Origin of the sequence: Cryobacterium sp. TMT2-17-1 (assembly GCF_004402765.1) — a bacterium.
Taxonomy (GTDB): Bacteria; Actinomycetota; Actinomycetes; order Actinomycetales; family Microbacteriaceae; genus Cryobacterium; species Cryobacterium sandaracinum.
Genome location: NZ_SOGC01000027.1, coordinates 240,213 through 267,020, shown reverse-complemented (window position 1 = coordinate 267,020; position 26,808 = coordinate 240,213). Strand labels below are relative to the sequence as shown.

29 protein-coding genes are annotated in these 26,808 nt (G+C 65.4%); 5 read left to right on the top strand and 24 right to left on the bottom strand.

From position 1 onward, the window contains the following. Positions 1-167 precede the first annotated feature (167 nt). The 9 genes from E3O47_RS07465 to E3O47_RS07425 form a co-directional block, all read right to left on the bottom strand. Positions 168-581, bottom strand: coding sequence for a hypothetical protein (locus tag E3O47_RS07465; protein WP_134419999.1), 414 nt, complete (start codon positions 579-581; stop codon positions 168-170). Continuing rightward, positions 578-2,716 carry a hypothetical protein gene (locus E3O47_RS07460; RefSeq protein WP_134419997.1) on the bottom strand — a complete coding sequence of 713 codons (2,139 nt, stop codon included), beginning with the start codon at positions 2,714-2,716 and terminating at the stop codon, positions 578-580. The genes E3O47_RS07465 and E3O47_RS07460 overlap by 4 nt, the downstream gene beginning before the upstream one ends. Beyond that, positions 2,713-4,566, bottom strand: coding sequence for a hypothetical protein (locus E3O47_RS07455; RefSeq protein WP_134419995.1), 1,854 nt, complete (start codon positions 4,564-4,566; stop codon positions 2,713-2,715). The genes E3O47_RS07460 and E3O47_RS07455 overlap by 4 nt, the downstream gene beginning before the upstream one ends. Further along, entirely contained in the window at positions 4,563-6,068 is a 1,506-nt protein-coding gene (locus E3O47_RS07450) for a hypothetical protein (RefSeq protein ID WP_134419993.1), read from the bottom strand. The genes E3O47_RS07455 and E3O47_RS07450 overlap by 4 nt, the downstream gene beginning before the upstream one ends. Positions 6,069-6,101: 33 nt before the next feature. Beyond that, on the bottom strand, positions 6,102-6,734 hold the full coding sequence (locus E3O47_RS07445; protein ID WP_134419991.1) for a DNA-processing protein DprA: 633 nt from the start codon (positions 6,732-6,734) through the stop codon (positions 6,102-6,104). Next, entirely contained in the window at positions 6,731-8,266 is a 1,536-nt protein-coding gene (locus tag E3O47_RS07440) for a YifB family Mg chelatase-like AAA ATPase (RefSeq protein ID WP_134343034.1), read from the bottom strand. The genes E3O47_RS07445 and E3O47_RS07440 overlap by 4 nt, the downstream gene beginning before the upstream one ends. Further along, entirely contained in the window at positions 8,266-8,622 is a 357-nt protein-coding gene (locus E3O47_RS07435) for a YraN family protein (RefSeq protein WP_104103537.1), read from the bottom strand. The genes E3O47_RS07440 and E3O47_RS07435 overlap by 1 nt, the downstream gene beginning before the upstream one ends. Positions 8,623-8,864: 242 nt before the next feature. After that, the gene (locus E3O47_RS07430) at positions 8,865-9,575 is read right to left on the bottom strand and encodes an SGNH/GDSL hydrolase family protein (protein WP_104103143.1); all 711 of its coding nucleotides are present in this window, start codon (positions 9,573-9,575) and stop codon (positions 8,865-8,867) included. A 58-nt stretch (positions 9,576-9,633) separates the two neighbouring features. Next, the gene (locus tag E3O47_RS07425) at positions 9,634-10,749 is read right to left on the bottom strand and encodes a dipeptidase (protein WP_104103141.1); all 1,116 of its coding nucleotides are present in this window, start codon (positions 10,747-10,749) and stop codon (positions 9,634-9,636) included. A gap of 141 nt (positions 10,750-10,890) precedes the next feature. Here E3O47_RS07425 and E3O47_RS07420 point away from each other — a divergent pair, with 141 nt between their 5' ends. Together E3O47_RS07420 and E3O47_RS07415 are read left to right on the top strand one after the other, a co-directional pair. Next, positions 10,891-11,703 (top strand): metal-dependent hydrolase, encoded by an 813-nt coding sequence (locus E3O47_RS07420; protein ID WP_104103138.1) that lies wholly within the window; start codon positions 10,891-10,893, stop codon positions 11,701-11,703. Positions 11,704-11,763: 60 nt separating this feature from the next. Next, positions 11,764-12,210, top strand: a complete 447-nt coding sequence (locus tag E3O47_RS07415; protein ID WP_104103135.1) for a nitroreductase family deazaflavin-dependent oxidoreductase — start codon at positions 11,764-11,766, stop codon at positions 12,208-12,210. 30 nt (positions 12,211-12,240) lie between these two features. Here the strand turns inward: E3O47_RS07415 and E3O47_RS07410 are convergent, their stop codons facing one another. The 11 genes from E3O47_RS07410 to rpsP all read right to left on the bottom strand — a co-directional run bounded on the left by E3O47_RS07410 (position 12,241) and on the right by rpsP (position 19,838). Then, positions 12,241-13,710, bottom strand: a complete 1,470-nt coding sequence (locus E3O47_RS07410) for a glyceraldehyde-3-phosphate dehydrogenase (RefSeq protein ID WP_134374264.1) — start codon at positions 13,708-13,710, stop codon at positions 12,241-12,243. 73 nt (positions 13,711-13,783) lie between these two features. Continuing rightward, on the bottom strand, positions 13,784-14,107 hold the full coding sequence (locus E3O47_RS07405; RefSeq protein WP_066596196.1) for a DUF2469 family protein: 324 nt from the start codon (positions 14,105-14,107) through the stop codon (positions 13,784-13,786). A gap of 12 nt (positions 14,108-14,119) precedes the next feature. After that, on the bottom strand, positions 14,120-14,761 hold the full coding sequence (locus tag E3O47_RS07400; protein WP_134374266.1) for a ribonuclease HII: 642 nt from the start codon (positions 14,759-14,761) through the stop codon (positions 14,120-14,122). Positions 14,762-14,764: 3 nt separating this feature from the next. Then, complete coding sequence (gene lepB, locus E3O47_RS07395) at positions 14,765-15,511, bottom strand: signal peptidase I (protein ID WP_104103128.1); 747 nt, start codon at positions 15,509-15,511, stop codon at positions 14,765-14,767. An 85-nt stretch (positions 15,512-15,596) separates the two neighbouring features. Further along, positions 15,597-15,941 (bottom strand): 50S ribosomal protein L19, encoded by a 345-nt coding sequence (gene rplS / locus E3O47_RS07390; RefSeq protein ID WP_104195167.1) that lies wholly within the window; start codon positions 15,939-15,941, stop codon positions 15,597-15,599. A 192-nt stretch (positions 15,942-16,133) separates the two neighbouring features. Beyond that, entirely contained in the window at positions 16,134-16,712 is a 579-nt protein-coding gene (locus E3O47_RS07385) for an MFS transporter (protein ID WP_134419989.1), read from the bottom strand. A gap of 36 nt (positions 16,713-16,748) precedes the next feature. Next, on the bottom strand, positions 16,749-17,498 hold the full coding sequence (trmD, locus tag E3O47_RS07380) for a tRNA (guanosine(37)-N1)-methyltransferase TrmD (protein ID WP_104103117.1): 750 nt from the start codon (positions 17,496-17,498) through the stop codon (positions 16,749-16,751). Between the two features lie 9 nt (positions 17,499-17,507). Continuing rightward, a complete protein-coding gene (locus E3O47_RS07375) occupies positions 17,508-18,389 on the bottom strand; it encodes a formate/nitrite transporter family protein (RefSeq protein ID WP_134343031.1) in 882 nt (293 codons plus the stop codon). A gap of 87 nt (positions 18,390-18,476) precedes the next feature. Then, the gene (gene rimM, locus E3O47_RS07370; RefSeq protein ID WP_241973146.1) at positions 18,477-19,142 is read right to left on the bottom strand and encodes a ribosome maturation factor RimM; all 666 of its coding nucleotides are present in this window, start codon (positions 19,140-19,142) and stop codon (positions 18,477-18,479) included. A 31-nt stretch (positions 19,143-19,173) separates the two neighbouring features. Beyond that, entirely contained in the window at positions 19,174-19,410 is a 237-nt protein-coding gene (locus tag E3O47_RS07365) for an RNA-binding protein (RefSeq protein ID WP_104103108.1), read from the bottom strand. A gap of 2 nt (positions 19,411-19,412) precedes the next feature. After that, complete coding sequence (gene rpsP / locus E3O47_RS07360; protein WP_104103105.1) at positions 19,413-19,838, bottom strand: 30S ribosomal protein S16; 426 nt, start codon at positions 19,836-19,838, stop codon at positions 19,413-19,415. 285 nt (positions 19,839-20,123) lie between these two features. Here rpsP and E3O47_RS07355 point away from each other — a divergent pair, with 285 nt between their 5' ends. Beyond that, on the top strand, positions 20,124-21,260 hold the full coding sequence (locus tag E3O47_RS07355) for a glutamate--cysteine ligase (RefSeq protein ID WP_134343029.1): 1,137 nt from the start codon (positions 20,124-20,126) through the stop codon (positions 21,258-21,260). Positions 21,261-21,608: 348 nt separating this feature from the next. On the opposite strand, the gene E3O47_RS07350 is transcribed toward E3O47_RS07355, so the two are convergent. Continuing rightward, entirely contained in the window at positions 21,609-22,436 is an 828-nt protein-coding gene (locus tag E3O47_RS07350; protein ID WP_134419987.1) for an LLM class F420-dependent oxidoreductase, read from the bottom strand. A gap of 70 nt (positions 22,437-22,506) precedes the next feature. Beyond that, the gene (gene ffh, locus E3O47_RS07345; RefSeq protein WP_104103097.1) at positions 22,507-24,081 is read right to left on the bottom strand and encodes a signal recognition particle protein; all 1,575 of its coding nucleotides are present in this window, start codon (positions 24,079-24,081) and stop codon (positions 22,507-22,509) included. A 76-nt stretch (positions 24,082-24,157) separates the two neighbouring features. Between ffh and E3O47_RS07340 the strand changes: the two genes are divergently transcribed. Then, entirely contained in the window at positions 24,158-24,469 is a 312-nt protein-coding gene (locus E3O47_RS07340; RefSeq protein WP_134419985.1) for a putative quinol monooxygenase, read from the top strand. A 30-nt stretch (positions 24,470-24,499) separates the two neighbouring features. On the opposite strand, the gene E3O47_RS07335 is transcribed toward E3O47_RS07340, so the two are convergent. Together E3O47_RS07335 and ftsY are read right to left on the bottom strand one after the other, a co-directional pair. Further along, on the bottom strand, positions 24,500-25,003 hold the full coding sequence (locus E3O47_RS07335) for a DUF2004 domain-containing protein (RefSeq protein WP_134416567.1): 504 nt from the start codon (positions 25,001-25,003) through the stop codon (positions 24,500-24,502). A gap of 7 nt (positions 25,004-25,010) precedes the next feature. Then, the gene (gene ftsY / locus E3O47_RS07330) at positions 25,011-25,886 is read right to left on the bottom strand and encodes a signal recognition particle-docking protein FtsY (RefSeq protein WP_104103088.1); all 876 of its coding nucleotides are present in this window, start codon (positions 25,884-25,886) and stop codon (positions 25,011-25,013) included. A 497-nt stretch (positions 25,887-26,383) separates the two neighbouring features. Between ftsY and E3O47_RS07325 the strand changes: the two genes are divergently transcribed. Beyond that, the gene (locus tag E3O47_RS07325) at positions 26,384-26,764 is read left to right on the top strand and encodes a four-helix bundle copper-binding protein (RefSeq protein WP_134342632.1); all 381 of its coding nucleotides are present in this window, start codon (positions 26,384-26,386) and stop codon (positions 26,762-26,764) included. The last annotated feature ends 44 nt before the right edge of the window (positions 26,765-26,808 follow it).

The window sequence follows — 26,808 nt, the reverse complement described above, 5'->3', positions numbered from 1 at the left end:
TCTTGCGCCCACGTCTGGCCATCTTCACACTCCAAATCTTGGTGGAGTGTTGCGACGAGACCTAGAACTCGCCTGGCGTTTCTGGCCCTGTTTTCAGTTGGCGTTAACAAGGCATCTTCGACAGGCAAGTCGGCATTCACCGAAAGGTTCGGTGACTTTCTAAGGAGCTAACTTTCATCAAACTCAGACCACCTAGGAATACGCGGGATGTCCTGACGAATGGGTGTGGCCTTGCTTTGCTTCTCGGATTCGCTCAGTTCCGATGTCAGCTCTGAGATAACGACTGCGTATCGCTCCAGAATCGACTCCAAACGACGTACCTTGATTACCAGATTCCTCGAACGAACTCTTTCCGCTTCGAGCTTCGCGACGAGCGCTGCGGTCTCTGTCCTTGGAATCCGTTCAGCGCCAATTGCCTTTTGAAAATCGCGCATCAAATCGACGTGCTTGTGAGTCAGCTTCCATCGCTTCAGCCCGGCGACCTCAGCAAGACGGACTACCGTCAGCGGCCCGTCGATCTTGCCCTCGGTGAGCAAGGACGTCGCGTCTTTGATCGCGGCTCGCTCTTCGTCTTCGGTCACTGTTTGACCCCCTCATGGTCGGCGATGATGGCCCGGAGCCGCTGTGCCTGTGACCGTTCTCGTGAGGCACGGATCTCTGGGGCAAGAGGGTCGCTGGCGACTTCCTCCAGCCGGGCAGCGTCCGAGCGCAACTGTTCGATGTCGGAGTCGGTCCGAGCGATGTTCTGGCAGCGCGGCCGACAATCGTCGATGTCGGGCGTCATCGTCTCCGTTTTGCCCATCGGTGTGACCTGACACAGCGCCGTAGTGACGTCCATTACGCAGTGCATCCCCCGTCCAGAGAACACTTGAAGGGAGGGGTGCTGGAGTAACCTCTCCGCCTGCCTGACGGTCACGCTGACACGACCCGCGAACCGTCGGTCGCCATCGGCTATCCGCCTCTTGAATTCGGGTGCAGCCGGACCGCTGACGACTGTTCCATAGTCGAGCTGCGTCTGTTCATCAGCTATTGTTTCGATCTTCAACAGCCAGCTCTCAAAAGCAAGTTCGTCGGCGAATCCGCTGTCCGCGCTGCCGCCGTACCCCTGGGTGATGGACACATGAACGTGCCCATATTGAATGGCTGCCGCAACTAGACCTCGAGGCTGTCGCACAATGTGCCAAGCCAAGGTACGGCGAAAACGACGTCCGGTAACGGCACCGCGCGAGTCCGTTGGGATACTGTCCGGCCGGCTGTTCAACTCGCAATACTTGTTAACCCAGACGCTGAAAGCCTTGATGTCGGAGTTCAAGTTGGTGTCTACGCGGGCGCTCTGCGTTCGTCGAGGCTTGCCTTCGACCACCGCGAACTCGGCTCTGAACCTTGCAGGCATAAGGGACCGCGGGAAGAGAAACTCGCAGTCATGCAGTGCTTCCAGCGTGTGGATCGCTCGAACCACTGATTGATGAACAACCCACGGATCCCTGCGCATCTCGCCTTCGGGATTCGCCGAACCGTCTGGTAGCGTCACTGCCTTGAAATGCATGCCCCTGACTGTTGAGATCCCAGTCTTTTTGTTCGTGTAGGCGCACCCCCGTTTCAGGTTGAGCACCTCGCCGGGCCGCATGCCTGATAAGTATGAGATCACGATGAAGCATGCAGTGCTCAAATGGCGCGCAAGCGATGCGGCGTCTCTGTAGTCAAGCCCCGTCGGCAACCAGGATTGCCCGTCGAGCCGACCCGATACTTCACGTACCGCGAACGATCCGTCCTCCACGGGAAGGCCCGAGCTAAGCATCAGGTCACGGTATCGCCCCAATGATTCCGTTCGGCAACCAATTCGGATCGCCACATGCCCGAGGTCTATCACCGTCTCGCCTTCAACATTCTTGCCAGGAAGTGGCTCCTGCTTCTTTATTAGCGCGGACAGGTAGGTTTCGACCTTTGCGCGCAGGACGCCCGAATCTGTGCGATCCATTGGTCCGCGACGTAAATGTCGCCGGCTGTCGAAGTCAACCCACGCTCGCTGCCCAGCTGCAATGTCGCTCGCAAATCCATCGACGAACCGGAATGCCCAAACAAGCATCGGCTGCAGAGTCGCATCCGAGATTCGCGCTGTTAAGTTCTCGCTCGGCTTGGTGACCGATCCAATGAGGTCTTTCGTTCGTTGGCCGCCCCAGGGCCGGCCCGGCGGCATCTTCAGCGGGGCTTCGAGGACGTCACGATAGTGCCAGAGCCGTTGGAATTCTGAGACGAGGGATTGTTTCATTTTGTGCGTGCAGTTCATGTCGACGATGTGACGCAGGAAAAGTTCCTGTTGAACCGGACTGAATTTCGCAAGGTCGTCTATCCCAACAGCGTCCAACCACGCCACCAGCGTTTCGAGGCGCCCGCGCAAAAAAACGATGGACCGCAGACTGAGACGCTCCGAGTTGCTCGACGGCACACCGTTGAGTTCTTCCCCGTTAATCAGATGCCACAAGTACTTCTTGGCGGCCGGACGCCAGTGTTCTGGAAACGTGTGCCACGGGATCGACGAACCCTTGGCGTGCTCCTCGAATAGCCCGGGGGTAATATCCCACCTGTCGTCGTCGAAAGACGACTCCCAACATCGTGCGTCGGGCCGGACCCGCCGGTTAAGAAGGACCGGCGTGTTGCCGATCGGGAGGTCGGCCGTCAGCGGTGTGGGCTCTGATTCGGAACCATTAGTGATCAACTGATGTCCAGTTCTCGCCCTAGGAATCGCTCTACCAGGGCTTTGTCTCCTTCGGTCTCCTTGCCCCGTGCGGCTTCAACGGTGGCGGCGGGAAACTGTGCGAAAAGGTGAGTGAGGCGTGCATGGGGAAGGGCGAATCGAGTAGCCCATGCCAGCGACTGCATCTCTGCACGACGAGTTTCGATCACCGCGAAGACCAGTAGCTGAATAGGTAGGTGGCGCGGCTCTGCTCGGGCATTGGGACAGCCCAGGCACAGCATGAACGAAGCACCGCATGGCGACCCCGGAGGGCTGTAGGGGCTGTGCTCGTGGTCAATGCACGAGTTCATCACAGTATCGAGTTCGCCGGCCAGTGCCCGAGCGAGAGTCTCTGGGGTGGTGTTCGCAACAAGTGCAGCACTCAACGGATCGGTCTCCGCCAATAGCACGGTGGCGGACGACAGAATCTGAGTAACTGCACCTTCAGCGCGTGCGACCTCAGAGTCAAGAACATCGGACACGACGCGCTGGTACTCCGCGATGTCGCCACGGTTGCGCATCAAATATTGGTTGATGAACGTCGAAGGGCCCTGCGCAACCGGCTTCTGCTTGTGCTCGATGAACGTTAGGCGCAGTCGCCGCGTTTCCGGTTGTATTCGATTCCCTTTGCTGTCCAAGATGTCCGTTGAGGCGGCCCAAACTTGGAAGGCTCCAGGTTCGGCCTCCCTGAATCCATCTTGCGAACTGCGGCCCTCACTGGTTCGCCTCCATACGGAATGGAAAACTAACAGACGCTCCGAGTCGGCGAACTTCCGTGCATACGACCCGAGATCCATGGCTGCCATATAAACCCCGAATGGACTGTGCAGATCGATTCGGTCAGACTCGTCCGCGTGAGCTCGCGCCTCATTGGCGGAAACGATCCAAGTCGGGATGCCGGTGAGCGGGATAGTCATTTCCGATCTGGTCGGGCCCCGCCGAGGCTTGGATGCTCGTACCAGCGCCGTCGGAGTGGCTCCATCTGCCTGTTTGTCTGCACGATGATACGTGGCAGGGAGCGTTACGATCTGTGCCAGATTTTGACCGGTAAGTCCGACAAGGAGGGCAATCAGAGCCCCGACCTCTGCGTTAGTGAGATGCAGTGCCCGCATCAAGTCTGCTGGACGAGAACCGCCAGACAGTCCGCGATATGACACCTGGCCCCCCTTTGTTCTGGGGAAGCCACCTCTGTCCATCAGTGAAGACAGATATAGCGCGTCTTTCTGCCGCGCCAAATCGGGCAAGACTAGGCCGCGCCGATGATCGGCAATGATGCCCCGCGCGCGATAGATGCGTGCGTTAGCGAAACGGATCGTCTGGCGTGCGGCGTACATTACAAGCCGGAATTCCTCCCTACTGAAGCTGTATACCGGGTCGACCACGGGACGGTTTGGAACTGCTCTTAGGAGCCTTCTCATGAACTCATCTGGAGCCACGTCGATCTTTCGGAATAGGGCTCGAAGTGTTGTGACGATGATGCTTTGGCCGGAGCCTTTGCGCAGTTGCAAACTGTCGACGTGACTCGCCCGCAAGTCGGAAGGCTTGGTGGGCGCCGGGTTTATTTCCGCGAGCATGCGGGCAAATGCCCGAATATCGTAGAAAGCTGTCGATGCCGAGGGAATCGTTCGGCGGTTTCCGCCTGGACCAGTGATCGCGACGAAGCCCATGGCAAACATGGTTTGCAGCTCGACGGAAACTGGAAGGGTGCGAAAGTCAAATACGGACGTTGCAGCGCTTCCTTCGGCAATGACTTTAACCACCAAGGGGGTGTTTGGATCAACAGTTCGTGACGGTGCCGTGTAACCACTCATGGGTAAGGATGCTCTGCTCATGCGATTGTTCCTTCGGTTGAGATCACCGATGGGTTGTCCCGAAGTGCGGCATCAAGAAGCTGCCGAATGGTGACGTCATCAGCAGCGTGCTCGAACAGTAGGTTGATATCTAACGCCAAGAACGGCTCGAGATAGATTTGCTTGGTCGTCTCCGTATTACGGTGGCCCAACATAGTTTGGACCAAGTGCCAGGCCGAACCGAACTCTGCCCGAAAATCCTGCGATTCCTTCTCCGTCAGGTGAGCTACCCGCCGCTCTCTTATGAGCTTGCCCACTGTGTACCAGCGCAAAGCGAAGGAGTGGCGAAGCATGTGCTGGGTGCATCGGAGGTTGGCAAGTCCGGCGCGTTCGACGCGAGCGTTTATTCGGGAGAACGACTTGTACCAAGCTGATTTGGGGCGTGGCAGGCCGTTCTCATTCAACCAAAGCATCGCCGGTTCTAGGCCGGTGTCGGTTTCATAGAAAAGGTTCATGCGCTGAGCAGGGGTGAGATCGCCAAGAGCCCTCTCGGTGGTCAGTCCTGCAACGCGCAGAACCAGCTTCCGCCCACTGTATCGAGTGCCCACGATGATCGAGAGGTCTTTCCTTCGGCTGTAGGAGCCGTTGGCCTGGGCTTTCAGGACCGATGCCGCTCTGTCCCCGTCAACGTAATCTCGGACGAAGTTCAACGCGCCGCGGTCGATCCAGAACGGGTGACCGTATCCGCCCTTCGCACACATATTCGCCAACGTAAGCGTGTAGAACCATCGCTGTTCATCGGCAGCCGGCAACTCCGATATGAGCACCGAGGACCATTCCTGCATGCGAAGACCGGTGCGATAGAGACCCTCGACGTAAGCTAAGTCTCTTTGGTCGCATCTTGGTCTCCACGCTGCTTTCTCATCACCCTGAGCGGTCATCCCCAGGACACCAATGTCCCGCCATCGGGCATAGGCTCCGGGCGAGAGCCATTTGACGTCCGCCTGTCGGACGGAGTGCGACGAGACATTCGCCGACTCGATCTCTTTGCCCTCAAATACCGTGAAATGCGTCGCGATCGGGTTGCGCAATCCGTAACTGTGAGAGGCCCAGCGATAGAACACCAACAGGTGTGAGATGTCCCCCTGCCATGTGTTTCCTTGAACCAACTTGGGGTTCGAATGGTCGAATCGCCGCCACGCCATGAAAGCTTCGATGTCCAGCTCATCAGCCGCATCCCATTCGACCCTTCTCGCGATGAGGAAGTTCAACCATAAACAGATCGCGTAGGCAGCCCCCTTATCGGTTTCGCGAGAGAGCCTTCGACGCTGAGAAGTATTGAAGTATTCATTGACTCGATTGTCTGCCGTCCCGCCCGGTCCTATTAGAAACGGCTGACGGTCCTGCTTCCCTCGGGCCTTGGCCCAATCCTCAAAATCTGGCGCGATGGAATCGAGCAAATCGTCCCCTCGAAGAGGCTCCGGATCGGACAGGCGTCCCCAAAAAAACACCATCCATTGGTCGAGGTTCCATCTGCGAGACATGCTGTGCAGCATAAGGTCCGTCGCCGACAATTCTTACAACAACTTCAAACTGGGGAAGAGTCCGTAGCCCGCCCCGGAGACGATGAGGAAGCCGCGGTCGACGAGCCCGGCGGAGGCCTCCATCGTCACATGCTCGCCGTAGCCGGTGGCCGCGCGGGCACCCACCAGGGCGATCGAGTTGGACAGCGCCGTCAGAGCGGTCGGGATGCCCCGCCACCAGAGTGCGATCGGCGCGTGGACTGCCAGGTCGTCGACGCCTCTCGGCCAATGTGCATCAGTGGGCACCAGGAGCCCGGCGGACGCGCGCGCCGCCTGCTGCAGGGAACGGATCACCTCGGCCGAGGATAACCGCGGCCGCCAGCGTTGCAGGGCCTGCTCCAGTAGGGCCTGCAGGTCGTCGGTCAGTGGCAACCCCGTTGCGGCCAGCGCGCCCGCGAGCCGGGCCCCGGTCCACAGGTCGAGGACGGCACTGAGTGCCGGCCCGGCCCCCAGCCCCTGCACGAGCAGTCCGGCGGCGCCGTCGCCCGGCTCCGAGATGCCGGTCCACGCGGCGCGCGCGAACACATCGGCGGCGGCCGCGGCATCCGTCGGGCCAGACCCGGCGGATGCCCGCACGCCCCCGGTCAGCGCAACCACCGTGGATTCCTCCAGCCCAAACAGCATCATGACGTCATTCCCTTCCGCAGGTACAAGGCCTGCCCTACCTGTTCAATGCCGGGCCGGGACACGCCCTCGAGGTCGGCGATGGACCAGGCCACCCGCAGTACTCGGTCATATCCGCGCATGGTGATGCCTCCGCGTTCAAGCGCCCGGTCAAGGATGGCCGTGGCCGCTCTGCCCAGCCGGGCCTGGGGGCCGCGCAGCCAGGGGCCGGGCACATCGGAGTTCAGCGTCCACGGCGTGCCGGCGAGGCGCTGGGCCGCGGCGGCTCGGGCCTCGATCACCCGTCCGCGGGCGACGGCGCTCGCCAGTCGGGGCGTCTCGGTGGCCAGCCGCAGCTGGGCGGCAGTGATGCGCTGCACCCGCAGCTGAATGTCGATACGGTCCAGCAGCGGTCCCGAAATGCGCGCCAAGTACCGTCGCCGGGAGCTCGGCGGGCAGGTGCAGTCCAGGTCAGGGGCGCCGTACTGCCCGCAGGGGCACGGGTTGGCCGCCATCACCAGCTGGAAGCGGGCCGGGAAGTGAGCGACCGCGTTGGCGCGGTGAATGCTGATCACCCCGGATTCCAGCGGCTGCCGGAGCGCGTCGAGCACCGCCGAGGCGAATTCGGGAGCCTCATCGAGGAAGAGCACCCCGTGCGAGGCGCGCGCCGCCGCGCCAGGCCGGACCTGCCCGCTGCCTCCGCCGACCATGGCCGCCGCCGTCGCCGTGTGGTGCGGGGCCTCAAGCGGCGGGCGGGTGATCAGGGCGCGCCCGACGGCGCGGCCGCTGAGCGACCGCATGGAGCTGACCTCGAGGGAGGCCTCAGCGTCGAGGTCGGGCAGCAGTCCGGGCAGCCGGGCCGCCAGCATGGTCTTGCCGGCGCCGGGCGGCCCCACCATGAAGACGTGGTGACCGCCGGCCGCCGCGATCTGCAACGCCAGGATCGCATCGTCATTGCCGATGATGTCGACCAGGTCGGGTTCGGCCGTCTCCGCCGCGGCGTCGCCGGGAACGAGGATGGGGTCAACCGGGATCGGTTCGAGTTCGGCGCCATGCCAGATGGCGGCGTCCCGCAGGGAGGCGACACCGATCACCCGCACGCCCGGCACGAGGGACGCCTCATCGACGTTGCCGGCGGGCACCATCACCGTGCCGTGGCCAAGCCGGGAGGCCGCGATCACCGCCGGGAGCATGCCCGGCGTCGGCCGCAGCCGTCCGTCGAGGGCCAGCTCGCCGATGTGCACCACCCGGCCCACCGACGCGGCCGAGACCACCTGGTCGGCCCCGAGGCAGGCCAGCGCGATGGCCAGGTCGAAGCCCGACCCGTGCTTCGGCAACGACGCCGGGGAGAGGTTGATGGTGAGCTTGTTACGGGTGAGCGGACAGCCCGAGTTCTTCGCCGCAGCCCGCACCCGCTCGGTGGCCTCCGACAGGGCCGCATCGGGCAGCCCGATCAGGATGATACCCGGCAGCTGCCCGGAGATGTCGGCCTCCACCTCGACCAGTGCCCCGGTCATCCCGGCCAGGGCCACCGCGTGCGTGCGGGCGAGCCCCATCAGAACACGCCCGTCAGGTGCTCGATCACGGGCTCGGTGCCGGGACGGATGATCACGGCGATGGCGTCGACACGGATGCGGGCGGGCCGGGCATCCGCCTGTTCGCACCACGCCGCCGCGAGGCGACGCAGCCGGGCGAGCTTGGCGACAGTGATGGCCTCGAACGGATGCCCGAAGCGGGTTCCCGAACGCGTCTTCACCTCGACGAAGACGACCTCTCCCCCGAGCTCGGCGACCAGGTCGATCTCACCCTGCCCGCAGCGCCAGTTGCGCTCCACGACCCGGTAGCCGGCGGCGGCGAGGAAGAGGGCGGCGCACTCCTCGCCCTGCCTGCCCAGTTCGTCTTTGCGTGCCACGAGCACCTCCGCCCCCAGCGTGCCGGGTAGGCGCTCCCGGCACTCGCGGGGTCGAGAAGCTGTGCGGTCGGCGGCGCGGCCGCGTCTGGGGAGGACCACCCCCCGGCCCGGCCTTCAGCACCACCGTCCCGAACGAATTCGACGCCGGCACGGCGGTCCGTCTGTGCTGACCAGCGTCCACGCGGTGCAACCAGCTCTGCCGTTCCGGGAGCGACACAACCAATCGATCAGGACTCCCCCAGCTACAGCCCCAGCGCGGCAAGCGCCGCGTCCATCCGCTCGGCGAGGGCTGCGTAGCCGGCGTCATTGGGGTGCAGGCCGTCGTCGGCCATCCACTCGGGGTGCCCGTCGAGCCAGTAGGAGGCGCCGGAGATGTAGTCTGCGTCGGCGCCGAGCGCGGCCGCCTGAACCCAGCCGATGATCTGCTCCACGGAGTCCGGGCGCTCCTCGGTGTACCAGAACGGCTCCACGACGATGAGGCGCGCCTCTGGCAGGGCCGCCCGGATCGTCTCGAAGTCGCGGGTGATCGCCGCCTCGATCTCGTCGGCGCGGGACGGCATCGAGAAGTTGTCGTTGAGCCCCATGGTGCTGATCACGATGTCCGGCCTGGCAGCGATGACCTGGTCGATCAGATCATCCCCCCGCCGCTGGTTCACGAAGCCGAGGCCGTTGCGGCTCGGGTTGACCTCGGTCCAGTCGCGCTCTGCCGAGACGATGGTCGACCAACGTTTGTCCGCAGCCGAGCCGCCGGTGCCGCGCGTGTAGGAGTCGCCGTAGAAGGCGACCACGGTCTCGCCGGGGCCGCGGGCCGCGGGACCCGGGTCGGCCTCGCCCAGGCCGCGGCCCAGGACGCCGCTCTGGGCGAGCATTGCCAGGGCCACCGCCCCCGCGAGCAGCACGGCGGCGGCGATCCACACGGTGATCCAGAAGGCAGGGCGTCGTCGAGGGGTCATGACACTGATTCGGAGCCGGGCACCGGCAGGGTTGGCGGAACACGCCGGCCCGGCATGCTCAGCGCACCAACCGGGGCACCGAGGCGCCGGATGCCGCGTGTCCGGCGGCCGCGAACGCGGCATCCGTCTCGCGCAACACCCGCAGCACGTTGGCGCCGGCAAGAGCCGCGAGGTCGGCGGCCGACCAGTCGCGCCGGGCCAACTCGGACAGCAGCGCCGGGTAACCGTCGACGCCTTCGAGGCCGGCAGGGAACTCGTCGGTGCCGTCGAAGTCGCCTCCGAGGCCGATGTGGGCCATTCCGGCGACGCGGCGGGCGTGTTCGACGTGGTCGGCGACATCCGTCAGCGTCACGACCGGCGCCGGCCCGGCCCGGTCGCCCTCGAACCAGACCGAGTAGTCCTCGGACAGGAATTGGGGCACGAAGGTGAGCATGAGCACCCCGCCGTTGGCGGCCAGTCGGCACAGCACGTCGTCGGGCACATTGCGGGGGTGGTCACTGAGGGCCCGGCAGGAGCTGTGACTGAAGATGACGGGCGAGTCGGACGCGTCCAACGCCGCGTGCGCCGTGGCCGGGGAGACGTGCGAGAGGTCGACCAGCATGCCCAGCCGGTTGAGTTCGTGCACGTAGTCGACGCCGCGGGGTGTGAGGCCACCGTGCTCGGGTTCATCGGTGCCCGAGTCGGCCCAGGTCGTGTTGTGCACGTGGGTGAGGGTGAGGTAGCGCACGCCCAGCCGGGCGAACATGCGCAGCGCGGCTGGGGAGTCGTTGAGGCTGTGTCCGCCCTCGGCGCCGAGCAGGGAGGCGATGCGCCCGATCGCTCGGGCGGCCTCCACGTCGGCGGCACTGCGCGCGATGCCGAAGTCGTCGGGGTAGCGCGCGGCGAGGCGGTAGACCCAGTCGATCTGCTCAAGCGTGCCCTGCACGGCGTCGGCGCCTGTAAGGTCGTCGCTGACGTAGACCGACCAGAACTGCGCTCCGACCTGCCCTGCCCGCAGCCTGGCGATGTCGGTGTCGGTGGACAGACCGCCCCCGAGACCCTCCACGGAGTAGTCGCGGCTCTGCCGGCACTCCCACGCCCAGTCGTTGTGGCCGTCGATCAGCGGGGCCAGGGCCAGCGCCTGCTCCACGACGACGGATGCCGCGGCGGGCGCGGACGGAACCGGTGTGCTCATGCCCCCACGCTAGTGCCGGCCGGCACGGGCGGGGAGCGGAAGCCACCTACAGTTGAACGGGAACTGGTGAACCGGCTTAGTCGAGGCTCGGCATGCCCCCGACGGCCTGAATCAGACTTGGACCAGTTAGGACCCCCTCTCATGATGGGTGCACACCATGCCATGACCGGCGCCGCCGCCTGGATCGCCGTCACGGCGACCGCCGGGCACGGCCTCGGGCTCTTTCCTGTGACGCCCGTCGGCACGATCGCCGGCTCGCTGCTCTGCGCCGGGGCGGCCCTCCTCGCCGACGCCGACCACAACTCGGCCACCATCTCGCAATCCGTCCCCGTGCTCGGCCGGCTCGTCACCACGGGGATCTCCCGGGCCTCCGGCGGCCACCGGCACGGCCTGCACAGCCTGCTCGGCCTGTTCTCGGCGTGGCTGCTCGCCACCGTGATCGGTCTGGTGCTCTGGGAGCCCGTCTGGGCCACGGAACCGGTGCGCGTCGGCCCGGCCCTGATGAGCGCCGCGGCGATCGCGTTTGCGGCCAAGGTGCTCGGCCTCTCGAAGCAGTCGTGGGGGCTGGCCTGGGCAATCGGCTTCGCCGTGGCGGCTTTCATCGCCGTTTTCGCCCCGGAGCAGCACTCGTGGTTCGTGATCTGCTTCACACTGGGCTACGGCGTGCACCTTCTGGGCGACCTGCTCACCACCGGCGGGCTGCCCCTGTTCTGGCCGTGGATCCCGAAACCGCCCAGATGGTGGTGCCGGGTGCCGGTGCTCGAGAATCTGTGGTCATCGGGCGGCTACCTGTCCGTGCCGGTGCTGGGCAACGCCGGCTCCCTGCGGGAGTGGCTGCTGCTGATCCCGGTCACCGCCTATGCGGGCTACGGCGTGCTGTTCGCGCTGCTGGAGACCTGGGGCGTCAACCTGGAGGCCGCGCTGGTGGACATTGCCGGGGCGCTGCCCCTGTAGCGGGGCAGAAGACGCCGGGACATCCGTCGGTCGCCCCTGTTCACCTCGTAGGCTGGAGGCATGGGACTGCGTAATCGGCTGACGGATCTGCAGATGAAGACGATGAGCGTGCTGCACCGCGCGGTGCTGACGGCCTCCGGCGGGCGCCTGCTCGCCTCGTTCGGGTCGATGCCGGCGGTCGAGCTGCACACCATCGGCCGCTCCAGCGGCAAGCGTCGCACGACGATGCTCACCGCCCCCGTGCACGGGCACCAACGCTTCGTGCTGATCGCCTCGAAGGGCGGCGACGACCGCCACCCGCAGTGGTATCTCAACCTGGTCGCGAACCCCGACGTCGAGCTGACCGTGCGCGGCACCACCCTGAAGCTGCGGGCGCGAACCGCGTCCCCCGCGGAAAAAGCCGAGCTGTGGCCGCAGATCGTGGCGGCCTATCGGGGCTACGACGGCTACCAGCAGAAAACCGGCCGTGATATCCCGGTCGTGATCTGCGAGCCCCGGCCGCGCTGACCCGAACCCGGGCCAACGCCGCTCGGTGACTCAGACCAGGGCGACCGGCTCGATCAACACCTTCGGGAACACCGGCGGATGCACGCCCGCCATCTCCTCGAGCACCCGGATGACCTGGCAGCTGTACCCGTATTCGTTGTCGTACCAGACGTACAGCACGGCCTTCGTGTCGGTGCAGATGGTGGCCAGGCCGTCGACGATGCCGGCCCGGCGGGAGCCGAGGAAGTCGCTGGAGACCACCTCGGGCGAGTCGATGTAGTCGATCTGCTTGTGCAACTCGGAGTGCAGCGACATGGTGCGCAGGTAGGTGTTGAGCTCGTCCTTGGTGGTGCCCTGCGTGAGGGTGAGGTTGAGGATCGCCATCGACACGTCGGGCGTGGGCACCCGGATGGCGTTGCCGGTGAGCTTGCCGGCCAGCTCGGGCAGCGCCTTGGCGACGGCCTTCGCGGCCCCTGTCTCGGTGATCACCATGTTCAGGGCGGCGCTGCGCCCGCGGCGGTCGCCCGAATGGAAGTTGTCGATCAGGTTCTGGTCGTTGGTGAACGAGTGCACCGTCTCCACATGGCCTTCCCGGATACCGAAGCGGTCGTTCACGGCCTTGAGCACGGGCGTGATCGCGTTGGTGGTGCAGGATGCCGCCGTGATGATGGTGTCGTCCGCGGTGATGGCGTCGTGGTTGATGCCGTGCACGATGTTCTTCAGCGCGCCCTTGCCCGGAGCCGTGAGCAGCACCCGGGCGACACCCGGGCAGGCCAGGTGCTGGCGGAGTCCGTCGGCGTCGCGCCAGCGTCCCGTGTTGTCGACCACGACAGCGTTCTGGATGCCGTATCGGGTGTAGTCGACGGTGGCCGGGTCGCTCGAGTAGATGACCTGAATCAGCGTGCCGTTGGCGAGGATCGTGTTGCCCACCGGGTCGACGGTGATGGTGCCCTCGAATGGTCCGTGCACCGAGTCGCGGCGCAGCAGGCTCGCCCGCTTGACGATGTCGTTGTCCGACCCGCGGCGCACCACGATGGCCCGCAGGCGCAAACCCTGTCCCCCGCCGGCGTGGTCGATCAGGATGCGCGCGAGGAGACGTCCGATCCGGCCGAAGCCGTACAGCACGACATCCGTGCCCGCGGTGACGAAGTCACCCTGCCGGTCGACGACATCCGCCAGCTCGGCCCGGAGGAATTCCTCCCGGCCGCGCCCGGCACCCTCGAGTTTGTAGGTCATGGCCAGCCGGCCGAGGTCGATCGACGCGGTCCCGAGCCGGAGGGTGCTGAGGGTCTGCAGCAGCGGCAGGGTCTCCTCCAGGGGCAGTTCCACATCGTCGATGTGGCGCGCGAAGCGGTGCGCCTTGAGCAGTCCGATCACCGACTGGTTGACCAGTCCCCGGCCGTGCACGCTCGTGACGACGTGATTTTCCCGATACAGACGGCCGATCAAGGGGATCATCTCTTCAGCGAGTGCCTCCCGGTTGATCCACGAGGCCAGAGCGCGATCAGATTCCTGAAGCAAAAGACATACCCTTCGTTCTCGACCGCATCGTTGCGCCGAGTGTGCAGACCCCCAGGCCTGAGTCTTCGTTGTGCTACTCGTCGAGCGCGAGTTCCTTCGGCAGTTCGAACTCCTTGGACGCGAGTTCCTCGACGTTGACGTCTTTGAAGGTCAGCACCCGCACCGACTTCACGAACCGGTCGGAACGGTAGACGTCCCAGACCCAGACATCTTTCATGGTCAATTCGAAGTAGAAGTCGTGCTCCGTGTCACGGCGCACCAGCTCGACCTCGTTCGCGAGATAGAAGCGTCGTTCGGTCTCGACGACGTACTGAAACTGCCCCACAACGTCTCGGTACTCGCGGTACAGGGCCAGCTCGACCTCGCGGTCGTAGTCCTCGAATTCATCTTCTTCCATGGTTCCTCAATCCTACGCTGTGATCTTCAGCCAGGATTTGCGATGCAGCAGAGTGGGTCCGAGCAGGGCGATCGCCGCCATGTGGGCGGGGCTGCCGTAGCCCTTGTTGCCGGCCCACTCGTAGCCGGGCGTCACGGCATCCGCCTCGATCATCAGAGCGTCGCGGTGCACCTTCGCGATCACGGATGCCGCGGCCACCGACGCGCAGTCCTGGTCGGCCCGCACGCGCGTCACCACGTTGAGCGGAGTGCTCAGTGCCCTGTTCAGCCAGTCGTCGTTGCCGTCCAAAAGCACCACGGCGCCGGTGATGTCGACCCCGGCCGCGAACAGCTGCGCGAGGGCCCGCTTGCCGGCCAGGCCGAGCGCGGCGATGATGCCCAGTCGGTCGACCTCCAGCGGCGTCGCGAGGCCGACCGCTGAGTGCAGCGCCCAGGCGACAGCCAGCGGCGCAAGGAGCCCGCGCCGGGGTTCACTGAGCATCTTGGAGTCGCGCAAACCGGCCGGGAAGGCCGAAGCTGAGGCGTTGACGACGGCCACACCTACCCCCACCGGACCGGCAAGGGCGCCGCGGCCGACCTCGTCGACGCCGATCACGCAGGTCGCCCCGGCGGCCAGCAACGCCCGTTCGACGTCGAGGGTCGGATCCACGACCATTCCCTACCTCGTCTCCGTGGGGACGCCCTGGAAGACCTCCGGGTAGTCGTCGAGCCAGGACCAGCGCGCGGTCGGCCAGCTGATCACGAGGGCGCGCCCGACGACGTTGTCGATGGGCACGAACCCCTTGCCGGGGGTCTCGGTGTTGTAGCGGGAGTCCTTGGAGTTGTAGCGGTTGTCACCCATCACCCAGAGCGAGCCGTCTGGCACGACGATGTCGAAGTCGTCCTGCGAAACGCTCGTCTCCCCGGTCGGCAGAGACACATAGGGTTCGGACAGAGGCACGTCGTTGACGCTCATCTGGCCGAGCGGGTTGCAGCAGGTGACGTGGTCGCCCGGCAGCCCGATGACGCGTTTGATCAGGTGGTCGTTGCTGTCCGGCGCCGACAGCCCCACCGCGGCCATGACCCAGTCCACGGCGGCGATGACGGCGTTCTGCTCGAGGGGCGCCTGCGGCAGCAGCCAGCCGCCCGGATCCCGGAACACGACGACGTCGCCGCGTTCGACCGGGATCAGTTTCGGTTCGAGCTGGTTCACGATGATCCGGTCGTTGATCAGGAGGGTGGTCTCCATCGACCCGGAGGGAATGTAGAACGAGCGCACCAGGAACGTCTTGATCAGGAACGAGATGAGCAGCGCCACCACGAAGATGACCAGCAGGTCACGTATAAAGAGTGCAACGCCGCGCTTCTTGCGCTTTGTTTCTGTTCCCTGGCGATTGGATCGCGTGGGCAGAGAATTATCTGTCATTAAACCGCCTGAGCTCCTGACCCAGTGTACGGGTGAGGAGCTCAGGGGGAATTCAGCGCAAGCTGGAAGTCGACTGCGACGGGTGTTAGTCGCGCTTCTCCTTGATCTTGGCCTTCTTGCCGCGCAGGTTGCGCAGGTAGTACAGCTTCGCGCGACGCACGTCACCACGGGTGACGACCTCGATGCGGTCGATCACCGGGGAGTGCACCGGGAAGGTACGCTCGACGCCGACCTGGAAGCTGACCTTGCGTACGCAGAACGTTTCGCGCACGCCTTCGCCGGAGCGTCCGATGACGACTCCCTGGAAGACCTGCACACGAGAGCGAGCGCCCTCAACGATGTTGACGTGGACCTTGACGGTGTCGCCGGCGCGGAACGCCGGAATGTCCTTGCGGAGGGATGGGGCATCCACCTGGTCGAGAATATGCATACTGTTCGCTCTCTGTATCCGCCACAGGACGACTACGGCTTATGCGATCCGACACGCGAGGCGAGCGAATCAGCAAATGAATGAGTGTGTTTCGTGCCGATACCTTGCAGCTCCCCTGTGGCAGAGGCTTGCCACGGCACAAGCGATGATTATGTCACGAAACGCACCATGCCCGCAAAAGCTGGGTGAAGGTCAGGCCTCCGGCGCCTGACCGTGCTTCTTCCCGGATTCCTTCTTCTCGAACGACTCCCCGCGCGGGCGGAGTGAATGCTCGCGCACGATGATGACGGAGGGATCCGGCGTGGGGATGAAACCGTCGGTCGGCGGCAGCGTGGGCGGCACGGTCGGCAGGAACGCGGGGCCCCTCGCCGTCTCCTCGACCAGGAGCATCATGGCCCGCATGCTGCGGCGGGCGGCGGCGATCAGCTCCCAGATGGCGAACCAGAACGCGCCGATTCCGACCACGATCACCAGCGCGGCGAGGCCCGGCGCGACGTCGTAGGTAAAGCCCATGCCCACGATCAGGGCGTGCCAGAGCGTGAGGATGCCCACGTCGGCCCACGACACCATGCGGGTGCTGCGCACCTCGGTGCGGGCGAAGAAGATCAGGCTCACGGTGAGCAGGCCCACACCGACCACGAGGCCGCCGAAGAAGCTGCCGACCACGTCCCAGCCGCCGCTGCCGTAAACGGAGGCGCCGACCAGGAGCCACGCCGGAAGCACGAGGACGGCAATGAACTGCCAGTAGTAGAAGAACCTGCGTACGAACACGAAACCAGACTACCCGGGCGACCTGCTCCGGCGAGCTCAGTTCGCTGGCGGCAGAAGGTCCGGGCGCACCCGGGCCGTGCGCAAGAATTGCTGCTCCCGCCGCCACGCCGCGACGGCGCCGTGGTTGCCACTGAGCAACACCGACGGAACGTCGAGGCCGCGCCAGGCCGCGGGCTTCGTGTAGCTCGGATATTCGAGGAGGCCGTCCTCGTGGGATTCCTCGACAAGGCTTTCCGGGTTGCCGACGACCCCCGGGATCAGACGACCGACGGCCTCGATCATGGCCATCACGGCCACCTCTCCCCCGTTGAGCACGTAGTCGCCGAGACTGACCAAGCGCACCCGGCCGTCCTGCTCGAAGTGGTCGAAGACCCGCTGGTCGATGCCCTCGTAGCGTCCGCAGCCGAAGATGAGGTTCGATTCCTCGGCCAACTCCCGGGCCATGGCCTGCGTGAACAAATCCCCAGCCGGGGACGGGAAGATCAGGAGCGGACTGGCATCCGTCGCCGTCGTTTCGGGCATGACGGACGCATCCGGCGGCTCGGCACCCGGGTGCACGTCGGTGAGGATCGCGTCGATCGCGTCACCCCATGGCTCCGGCTTCATCACCATGCCGGCGCCGCCGCCGTAGGGCGTGTCGTCGACGGAGTGGTGCCGGTCGTGGGTGTGGTCGCGCAGGTTGTGCACCCGAAGGTCGATCAGCCCCGATTGCCGGGCCTTGCCAACCAGGGAGACGTCGAGGACGGAGAAGAACTCCGGAAAGATCGTGATGATGTCGATACGCACGGGAGAAGTCTACGAGCGAACGAGCGTGGGTTCGGCAGGCTCGGTCGCCTCGGCGGCCACCTCCGCGTCGACGTCGACTGCTTCACCGGATGCCGGGGCGCGGTTCACATGGGTACGGTGCGAGAAGTAGATTGGCAGCGCGGTGAAGAGGATGGCGCCCAGGACGTTGCCAAGGAGCACCGGGGCCTGGTTCCATACCCACCACTGCCCGACCGTGACGTCGGCGCCGAGCATGATGCCGGCCGGGATCGCGAACATGTTGACGATCGCGTGCTCGAGGCCGAGGCTGAAGAAGGTCGTCACCGGCAGCCACATCGCGAGGATCTTGCCCCCCGTGGACTTGGACGTATAGAACATGATGGTGCCGATGGCGACCATCCAGTTGCAGAGCATGGCCTTGATGATCACGACAAGGATGCCGCCGGCACCGACCGCCTCGTAGGGCAGCACCTTGTGCTCGGCGAGGTCGATGATGGCCTGGACCATCGGGTCGGACATGTCCGTGCCCAAGTAAGTGATCGACGTCGTGTAGAGGAAGGCGTACAGTCCGGCCCCGAAGAGGTGGGCGAGAATGACCACGAAGAAGTTCCTGAGTCCCCGGGTGACCGTCGTGCGCCTTTCCATGATCGCAAGCGGGACAAGGGCGAAGCTACCGGTGACCAGCTCGAGGCCCAATAGCAGGATCATCGCGAATCCGACCGGGAAGAGCACGGCCCCGACGATCGGCAGCCCGGTCTGGGCCGTGGCGGTTAAGGCGACGGTCGTGGCCGCTCCGAGAATCGCCCCGGCAAGCGCACCCCGCATCACCATTTGCCCCAGGGTCAGTTGCGTTTTAAGCATGCCGGAGTGAGTGATGTCATCGACGAGTTGGCTCGGTTTAACGTACGACATGCGACGGTGCTCCAATAAGAGGTCTGCCGCGTCGTGACGAGGTGGGGAGCCGGTCGGGCGCGGCGCGCCTCTCCCCGAGGAGGTGTTTCAGCTCCGGCCGGGGGCTCCGTCAACCTCGGCCTGGGGTTCTGATTCAGTTTCGGGGGCAGCCGTGGCTGCGGTGTTGTCACTATTGTCGACGTTGTCATCGTCGTCGTCCGGTTCCTCCGGGAGCTCTTCGAGCAAGCCGGGAGGCGGGGTGATGGTGACGATGCCGGTCGTGATGTCGACGGAGGGCACGATGGCCTTCACGAATGGGATCATGACCTCGGCGGCGGGGGTCTTCACGATCAACAGGTCCTGCGCGGGAAGGTGCTCCAGCCGCGCGATGGTTCCGATCTGGACGCCGTCGCGCACGACGGAGAGGCCGATCAACTGGTGGTCGTACCAGGCGTCTTCTTCGCCGGACTGTTCCGCGTCGTCTTGGTCGATCCAGAGGATCGCCTTGGCGAGGGCTTCGGCCGCTTCACGGTCGGGGACATCCTTGAAGAAGCCGACCGCGTGCTGGTTGTACCAGCGGAGCTCGACGAGCTCGATTTTCTTGCCGTGCCAGGGTGAACCCGTGGGCACCTGCAGGGTGAACACGGCGCCCGGGACGAAACGACGTCCCGGGTCATCCGTGAACAATTCCAGCTTGATCGCGCCCTTGAGACCGTGCGCCTTGGTCAGGCGCCCCACCCTCAACTGGCTGCGCGGAGTCGTACTGTCGTTCACCGAACTCATATCCAACTACTCATTTACCAGTTCAGAAATCGGTGTCGACGACGTCAACGCGCACGCGCCGGCCGTCGGCCAGCGCGGCCACGAGGGTGCGCAGTGCCTTGGCGGTGCGCCCGGAACGCCCGATCACGCGGCCGAGGTCTTCGGGGCTCACACGAACCTCGAGAACCTCGCCCCGTGGGGACGTCTGGGTCACAACATGCACATCGTCCGGGTGATCGACGATCCCCTTGACAAGATGCTCGAGCGCGGGAGCGAGCAAAATTACGCCTTGTCCTCTTCGGTTGCCTCCGCGGCAGCCTCGGTCTCCTTGGGTGCCTCTTCCTTGGCCACAGGCTTGACGGCCTTCGGCTTCAGAACCGGCTTCTTCTTCTCGTCGGCGACGAACGGAGCCTTCGGCTCCTTGAACTTCACGGTACTGACGGCGTTCTTGTCACCCTTGAAGATGCCCCAGTCGCCGGTCAGCTTGAGGAGAGCCTCAACCTGCTCTGTCGGCTGTGCTCCAACGCCCAGCCAGTACAGGGCACGCTCGGACTTGACCTCGATGACGGAGGGCTCCTGCGTGGGGTGGTAGATGCCGATCTCTTCGATGACACGACCATCGCGCTTGGTGCGCGCGTCGGCAACGACGATGCGGTAGTACGGTGCACGGATCTTGCCCATGCGCTTCAAACGAATTTTGACAGCCACAATTCTCCTGTGTATTTGATTTTTGGCGAACTGAGGGCCGTGAGCGTGGGGGCACACTCGGCACAAGCTCAATAAGGTTTTTTCCTGCGCCTGAGTAGAGGGTCGGACGCAAGAGAACTCGACTAACCATTCTGTCAGACATCGACGACTTTCTGATAATCGACCGGCTGGGCGGCGCGGTCATCACCGGACCCGCGTCCGGCTGGGGCGCCGCTTCGCCAATCGGTGTCAGGATTGTCACACAACCACGCCCGAAGGGGTGAACCAGGATCGGAAGGACCGCGCATGGGGATCGAATTTGCCCGGTCGAAACGGTCAACCATTGGCATCGAGTGGGAACTCGCCCTCGTCGACCGCGAGTCGGGTGACCTGGTCTGCCTGGCCGAAGAGGTGCTGACGGCTCTGGCCGCGCCCGACGGCACGCCGCATCCGCACATCACCGGGGAATTGCTCCTGAACACGGTCGAACTCGTGTCGGGGGTGCACCATACAGTTGCGGGCGCCGTCACGGATGTCGCCGTCCAGGTTGACGAGGTGCGCGCCATCACGGATCCGCGGGGCGTCGAACTCATCTCTAGCGGATCGCATCCGTTCAGCCAGTGGTTCGACCAGAAGGTTACAGACGAGGCCCGCTACCAGCGGTTGATCGACCGCACCCAGTGGTGGGGCCGCAACATGATGATCTGGGGCATCCACGTGCATGTGGGGATCGAGGACAAGGCCAAGGTCATCCCGATTTTGAACGGCCTGCTCGGCTTCCTGCCGCACCTGCAGGCCCTGTCGGCGTCGAGCCCGTTCTGGGCCGGCGTGAACACGGGCTACGCCTCCAACCGCGCCCTCATGTTCCAGCAGTTGCCCACCGCCGGCCTGCCGTGGATCCTGCAGGACTGGGAGGCCTGGGAGCGCTACGTGGCCGATATGACGGCCACCGGGGTGATCGAGGATGCGACCGAGGTGCGCTGGGACATCCGTCCTTCGCCGCGATGGGGAACCATCGAGGTGCGCGCCTGCGACGGCGTGTCCACGACGGAGGAACTCGGCGCCATCGCCGCGTTCATCCAGTGCCTGGTCGACTGGATGTCTGGGCGTCTCGACGCCGGCGAGACGGTCGGGCCGATGCAGCCGTGGTTCGTTCGTGAGAACAAATGGCGGGCCGCTCGCTACGGCCTGGACGCCGAGATCATCACGGATGCCGCGGGCGCCGAAAGCCTGGTGACCGACGATGTGCGCCGGCTGATCGGCATCCTCTCCCCCGTCGCCGAGCGTCTGGGCTGCCTGGACGAGCTGCAGAGCCTGAACCGGATCATCACCGCGGGTGCGAGCTACCAGCGGCAGCTGCGCGTCGCCGAGGCGCACGGCGGCAGCCTGCCGGCCGTCGTGAAGTCGCTGACCCGCGAACTCCGCACGGGCCTCCCCGCATAGCTGACTGAGCCCTCATGGCCGTGGACGATGCGGGATCGCGGCTTGGGGGTTCCGAGCCGGGTGTTCGTGATGTCGACGCAGGCAGGCAGTGGACCGTGACGCGGGATGTGAGTGCGTTCCGGCCACCGTGTCTCTCGGGTCCGCGGCCCTGCAGCAACTCCGTCCCCAACGAATTCGACGGCGATTTTGGCGGAATCGGCCCGTCACACACCGAAAAACCCGTTTCACACCAAAATCTCCGTCGAATTGGTTCACCACCGAAGCCGGCGTTCCGCCTGTGGTGATCAGCGTCCACATGGTGCGGGCAGGACTGACCTTCCGGGAGCGATACCACCACTCGATTAGGACTCACGCATCTCGGGTGCAGCCCGTCTCAAGCGCGTTTTTTGTATCACGCCAGGCGAGCCAGTCAGTGAGCGAGGCCAGGTCGTAGTGCGGGCCGGACAGCCCAAGGGTGAACAGGCGGGCGCCTAGGTCGTAGAGCTCGTCGGCCTCGGTCACGGTGCGGGCCCGCAGCTCGGTGGAGATCTCGATCTCGGAGAGGTCCCGGCCCACCGTGTCACACCACTTCGAGAGCACGCCGAGCTTGTGCTCGAGCACCGCGGGAGTGGAAAACGAATGCCAGATGTCCGCATGTCTCGCCACGATCCGGAGGGTCTTCTTCTCGCCCCCGCCGCCGATCAGCACCGGGATGTCGCGCAGGGGCGGCGGGTTCAGCTTCGCCCAGCGCGCCTCGATCCGCGGGAGGTCGGCTTCGAGGGCGTCCAGGCGGGTGCCCGCGGTGCCGAACTCGAAGCCATACTCGTCGTAGTCGCGCTCGAACCAGCCGGAGCCGGTGCCGAAGATGAACCGGCCGCCGCTGATGTGGTCGATGGTGCGCGCCATGTCGGCCTGCAGGTCGGGGTTGCGGTAGCCGTTGCAGTTGACCAGCGCGCCCAGCTCGATGGTGGAGGTCTGCTCCGCCCAGGCCGCGAGGAGCGTCCAAGACTCGAAGTGGAGGCCGTTCTTCTCGCCGGAGAGCGGAAAGAAATGGTCCCAGTCGAACGCGATGTCCGTGCCCAGGGCCTCGACCTCCGCCACGGTCACTCGGATCTTCGGATAGAGGGCGTGCTGCGGGGCGATTTGCACACCGATACGCACTCGGTCGGCCCTGGGGGAAGGCGTGGAGGAGGTCATGCGCTCATCCTAAACCGGCGGCCGGGGGCATCCGCAGCGCAGTCAGCGGCTCAGCGTTTGCGGCGCAGTGTCACCGACCGAGCATCTTCTGCAGGGCGGCCATCTCGTCTTCGGTGGGACCGCCCGCCTTCCTGGCGCCGCCGAGGCCGAAGCCCGTGCCGCCGCCCGCACCGGGGCCCGCGCCAGCGGGCTTCTCACCGGACGCGATCGCCAGGTTCTCCGCCGCGCGCTTGGCCGGGTTGCCTGACTTCGAGCCCTTCTTCTTGGGCTGCGGCTTGCCACGGCCGCCGCCGCCCATGCCGCCGGGGACCGGGCCCATGCCGGGGATGTTGGGCATGCCGCCCTTGGCGACCGTCTTCATCATCTTGGCGGCCTGCTCGAACCGGGACACGAGCTGGTTGACCTCGGTCACGGTCGATCCGGCGCCGCGGGCGATGCGCAGCCGACGGGATCCGTTCAACAGCTTCGGGGTGGTGCGCTCGGCCTTGGTCATCGACTGGATGATGGCCTCGGTGCGCACGATCTCGCGCTCGTCGAAGTTCTCGAGCTGCTGCTTCATGGCGCCGGCGCCGGGGAGCATGCTCATCATCTTCTTGATCGAACCCATGTTGCGCAGCTGCTGCATCTGCCCGAGGAAGTCGTCGAGGGTGAAACTGTCGGTGGAGAACTTCTCCGCCATCTTGCGTGCTTCGTCTTCGTCGAAGGCACCCTGCGCCTGCTCGATCAGGGTGAGGATGTCACCGAGGTCGAGGATGCGGCTGGCCATGCGGTCGGGGTGGAACGGCTCGAAGTCGTCGAGGCTCTCACCGGTCGACGCGAACATGATCGGACGGCCGGTGATCGAGGCCACGGACAGGGCCGCACCGCCGCGCGCGTCGCCGTCGAGCTTGGAGAGCACCACGCCGGTGAAGTCGACGCCGTCCTGGAACGCCTTGGCGGTGGCCACCGCGTCCTGGCCGATCATGGCGTCGATCACGAAGAGCACTTCGTCGGGGTCGATGGCCGTGCGGATGTCCGCGGCCTGCTTCATCATCTCCGCGTCGACGCCGAGGCGTCCGGCGGTGTCGACGATGACCACGTCGTGCATCTTCTGCTGCGCGTACTTGACGCCGTCGCGGGCGACCTTGACCGGGTTGCCGACGCCGTTGCCGGGCTCGGGCGCGTAGACGGGCACGCCCGCCTGGGCGCCGACGACCTCGAGCTGGGTGACCGCGTTCGGGCGCTGCAGGTCGGCCGCGACCAGGATCGGGGTGTGGCCGTCTTTCGCGAGCCACTTCGCGAGCTTGCCGGCGAGGGTGGTCTTACCGGCACCCTGGAGGCCGGCGAGCATGATGATGGTCGGCGGCTTCTTGGCGAATTCGAGTCGGCGCTGCTGACCGCCGAGGATCTCGACGAGCTCCTCGTTGACGATCTTGACGACCTGTTGGGCCGGGTTCAGCGCCTTGCTGACCTCGTCGCCGAGGGCACGCTCGCGCACCTTGCCGGTGAAGTCCTTGACCACCTCGAGGGCGACGTCGGCGTCGAGCAGTGCGCGCCGGATCTCGCGCACGGTGCCGTCGACATCCGCCGCGCTGAGCTTGCCCTTGGTGCGGAGATTCTTGAACGTCTCGGCCAGGCGATCTGAGAGGTTTCCAAAAGTAGCCATAATGCGTTTAGTTTAACCGGTCGCGGAGCCTACGTTTGTTCGGGTGCGCAAACCGCATCCGAAGCCAGGAGTCACCATGTCCGTTGTCGTCGTCGCCGTACTCACCCCGAAGCCCGGTCGCAGCCAGGAGCTCCTGGACGCGTTCGCCGTGGTCTCCCCCATGGTGCACGCCGAGACCGGCTGCGAACTGTATGCCGCGCACACCGACGGTGACCTGGTGGTCATGGTCGAGCGCTGGGCCAGCGTCGCCGACCTCGCGGTGCACGCGACCGGCGCGGGAATCACCGAACTTGGTGCGCTCACCGATGACGCACTGGCCGCCCCCACGGACGTCAAGGTGCTGCAGAACGTGCCGTTCGGCGACCCGGCCAAGGGCACCATCCAGTAGGGAGCACCGACGTCCGACCGGACTGCTGCGCTACTGCTCGACGGCGATCAGCACGGGGTCGCCGTGCACGTCGATCGTGACCACGAGCAGGGCGTCGGTGTCATCGGGGCTGATCGAGTACTCGAGCACCGCGAAGTGCTCCTCGCTACGGAAGTGGTGCGGGTGGAAACCGATCCGCTGCAGCTGGATGGAGCGCAGAAAATCGATTTGTTTGTCGCCCGAATCCCAGATCAGGGCGTCGTCGAGAACCTCGGGATCCATTTCGTCGAGTTCGGTCGTGATGTATGCGCCCGTCACCGAGCCCTCCTTGCTGAGGTCGGCCACGAGCGATTCGCGGGCCTGCGAATCGAGTCCCTCGATGTCGTTGACCATGGCCGCCGCAATGTCGAGCGCTTCGGCCGAGACGGACTCCTCGTCGGGGGAGCTGAGGTCGATCTGCACGTCCTGGTCGCCCAGTTCGGCCGAATCCGACCAGTAGACCTCGCCAGCATCGTCACTGCCGAGAATTCCGAAGAAATCGTGTTCGATGGTCATGACTGTCCTATCCGACGAGTTTTTGTGCGAAAACGTGCGGCGTGAAACCGGTGAGGTCGTTGATGCCCTCGCCCTGGCCCACGAGCTTGATCGGGATGCCGGTCTTCTCCTGCACGGCGAGCACGAAGCCGCCCTTGGCGGATCCGTCCAGTTTGGTGAGCACGAGCCCGGTCACGCCGGCATGCTGGATGAAGGCCTCGGCCTGGGCCAGTCCGTTCTGGCCGGTCGTCGCGTCGAGCACGAGGAGCACCTCGGCGATCGGGGTCTGCTTCTCGATCACCTTGCGGATCTTGGTGAGCTCGTCCATCAGGCCGCCCTTGGTCTGCAGCCGCCCGGCGGTGTCGATGATCACGATCTCCGTGCCGTCTTTCATGGCCCGCTCGACGGTCTGGAAGGCGACGGATGCCGGGTCCTGGCCGTGGGCCTGCGGCCGCACGATGTCGGCGCCCGCCCGTTCGGCCCAGGTTGCCAGCTGTTCCACGGCGGCCGCACGGAACGTGTCTGCCGCCCCGATCAGCACGCTGCGGTTGTAGGTGCGCAGGAACTTCGCGAATTTGCCGATCGTGGTGGTCTTACCGACGCCGTTGACGCCGACGACGAGCACGACGGCAGGCCGCGCGCTGAGGTTGAGGGTGGAGTCGAGCTTGGAGAGCCGTTCCTCGAGGCCTTCGCGCAGCATCCGTTGCAGGTCGGTCGGGTCGGTCGTGTTGTACCTGGCAACCTTGGCCCGCAGGTCGGCCACGACCGCCTCCGTGATGCTGGGACCGAAGTCGGCCTGGATGAGCGCGTCTTCGAGGTCTTCCCAGGTTTCGGCGTCGATGAGCTTCTTCGCGAACATGCCGCGCAGTGCGCCGGAGAGAGACCAGGGGGTGCGTTCTGCCATACCTACAGCCTATGGCTCGCGCGGTATCTGCGCCGCTGCGCCCCAGGTGTGCCTCGTGCGAAGCGGCGCAGCCGGCGCGTACCGAGCGGTGGACCTCCGAACCGATGGTGCGGACCGGGAGCGGCACCGCCCCGATAACGCTCGTTCGTGCGATTCGTGCCGTCACACGAGCGACCCGACCCGGCAGAATGACGGGGTGACGGGGTGACGGCCCAGACCTCATCCTCTTGTGTCGGCATCGTCCACATCACGGCACGTCCTTCCCGCACGGCCCGGCGGCGGTCGGCAGCCTGATGCGTACGCTGGCGGCCGCGCGGCCGGAGCCGATCGTTGCCCTCGGATTCGTCGATGTGCAGCGCCCGGACACGCCGGAGACCCTCAGCCCGGTGTGAGGGTGTTGTTCTGAGGGACTTTCGGTCCTGGAACGACCACCCGAAAACGAGCAGGAATGTGCAAGCCCCCCCGACAGCCGCCCGGACCCGGTCTAGGGTGTCGGCATGGCAGTCAGCACAGGGCCCGAGAGTGTGCGCACCGGGATCAACCGGTGCATCGCGGCGTGCGACGCTCTCGTGACGGTAAGCGAGGACTGCGCGCACGCCTGCCTCCGCATCAAGGGCAACGGCGACATCACCCGCTGCTTCTTCGCCGACCTGGACTGCATCGAGGTGTGTTCGTCGACGAGCCGGCTGCTGTCCTGGCATGCGCGCAAGGACGGGCTGATGACCATCGCGCTGCTGGAAACCTGCCGCGAGGCCGCCCGGGCATCGATCGCGGCCTGCGAGAACATGGCCCGGCTGCATCCGGGCTGGCACACCTGCAGCATGGCCTGCCGCCGGGTCGACGAGGCCTGCGCGCGACTCCTGGCCGTGCTGCGCTAGCGTTCTTCACTCGACAGCGGCGATCAGCGGCGATCAGCGGCGAC

Excerpts from the sequence above, each read along its gene's own strand:
- E3O47_RS07455 (WP_134419995.1), bottom strand. The coding sequence starts at position 4,566 with ATGAGCAGAGCATCCTTACCCATGAGTGGTTACACGGCACCGTCACGA.
- E3O47_RS07450 (WP_134419993.1), bottom strand. The coding sequence starts at position 6,068 with ATGTCTCGCAGATGGAACCTCGACCAATGGATGGTGTTTTTTTGGGGA.
- E3O47_RS07445 (WP_134419991.1), bottom strand. The coding sequence starts at position 6,734 with ATGATGCTGTTTGGGCTGGAGGAATCCACGGTGGTTGCGCTGACCGGG.
- E3O47_RS07440 (WP_134343034.1), bottom strand. The coding sequence starts at position 8,266 with ATGGGGCTCGCCCGCACGCACGCGGTGGCCCTGGCCGGGATGACCGGG.
- E3O47_RS07430 (WP_104103143.1), bottom strand. The coding sequence starts at position 9,575 with ATGACCCCTCGACGACGCCCTGCCTTCTGGATCACCGTGTGGATCGCC.
- E3O47_RS07425 (WP_104103141.1), bottom strand. The coding sequence starts at position 10,749 with ATGAGCACACCGGTTCCGTCCGCGCCCGCCGCGGCATCCGTCGTCGTG.
- E3O47_RS07420 (WP_104103138.1), top strand. The coding sequence starts at position 10,891 with ATGATGGGTGCACACCATGCCATGACCGGCGCCGCCGCCTGGATCGCC.
- E3O47_RS07415 (WP_104103135.1), top strand. The coding sequence starts at position 11,764 with ATGGGACTGCGTAATCGGCTGACGGATCTGCAGATGAAGACGATGAGC.
- E3O47_RS07405 (WP_066596196.1), bottom strand. The coding sequence starts at position 14,107 with ATGGAAGAAGATGAATTCGAGGACTACGACCGCGAGGTCGAGCTGGCC.
- E3O47_RS07400 (WP_134374266.1), bottom strand. The coding sequence starts at position 14,761 with ATGGTCGTGGATCCGACCCTCGACGTCGAACGGGCGTTGCTGGCCGCC.
- lepB (WP_104103128.1), bottom strand. The coding sequence starts at position 15,511 with ATGACAGATAATTCTCTGCCCACGCGATCCAATCGCCAGGGAACAGAA.
- rplS (WP_104195167.1), bottom strand. The coding sequence starts at position 15,941 with ATGCATATTCTCGACCAGGTGGATGCCCCATCCCTCCGCAAGGACATT.
- E3O47_RS07375 (WP_134343031.1), bottom strand. The coding sequence starts at position 18,389 with ATGTCGTACGTTAAACCGAGCCAACTCGTCGATGACATCACTCACTCC.
- E3O47_RS07355 (WP_134343029.1), top strand. The coding sequence starts at position 20,124 with ATGGGGATCGAATTTGCCCGGTCGAAACGGTCAACCATTGGCATCGAG.
- E3O47_RS07350 (WP_134419987.1), bottom strand. The coding sequence starts at position 22,436 with ATGACCTCCTCCACGCCTTCCCCCAGGGCCGACCGAGTGCGTATCGGT.
- ffh (WP_104103097.1), bottom strand. The coding sequence starts at position 24,081 with ATGGCTACTTTTGGAAACCTCTCAGATCGCCTGGCCGAGACGTTCAAG.
- E3O47_RS07340 (WP_134419985.1), top strand. The coding sequence starts at position 24,158 with ATGTCCGTTGTCGTCGTCGCCGTACTCACCCCGAAGCCCGGTCGCAGC.
- E3O47_RS07335 (WP_134416567.1), bottom strand. The coding sequence starts at position 25,003 with ATGACCATCGAACACGATTTCTTCGGAATTCTCGGCAGTGACGATGCT.
- ftsY (WP_104103088.1), bottom strand. The coding sequence starts at position 25,886 with ATGGCAGAACGCACCCCCTGGTCTCTCTCCGGCGCACTGCGCGGCATG.
- E3O47_RS07325 (WP_134342632.1), top strand. The coding sequence starts at position 26,384 with ATGGCAGTCAGCACAGGGCCCGAGAGTGTGCGCACCGGGATCAACCGG.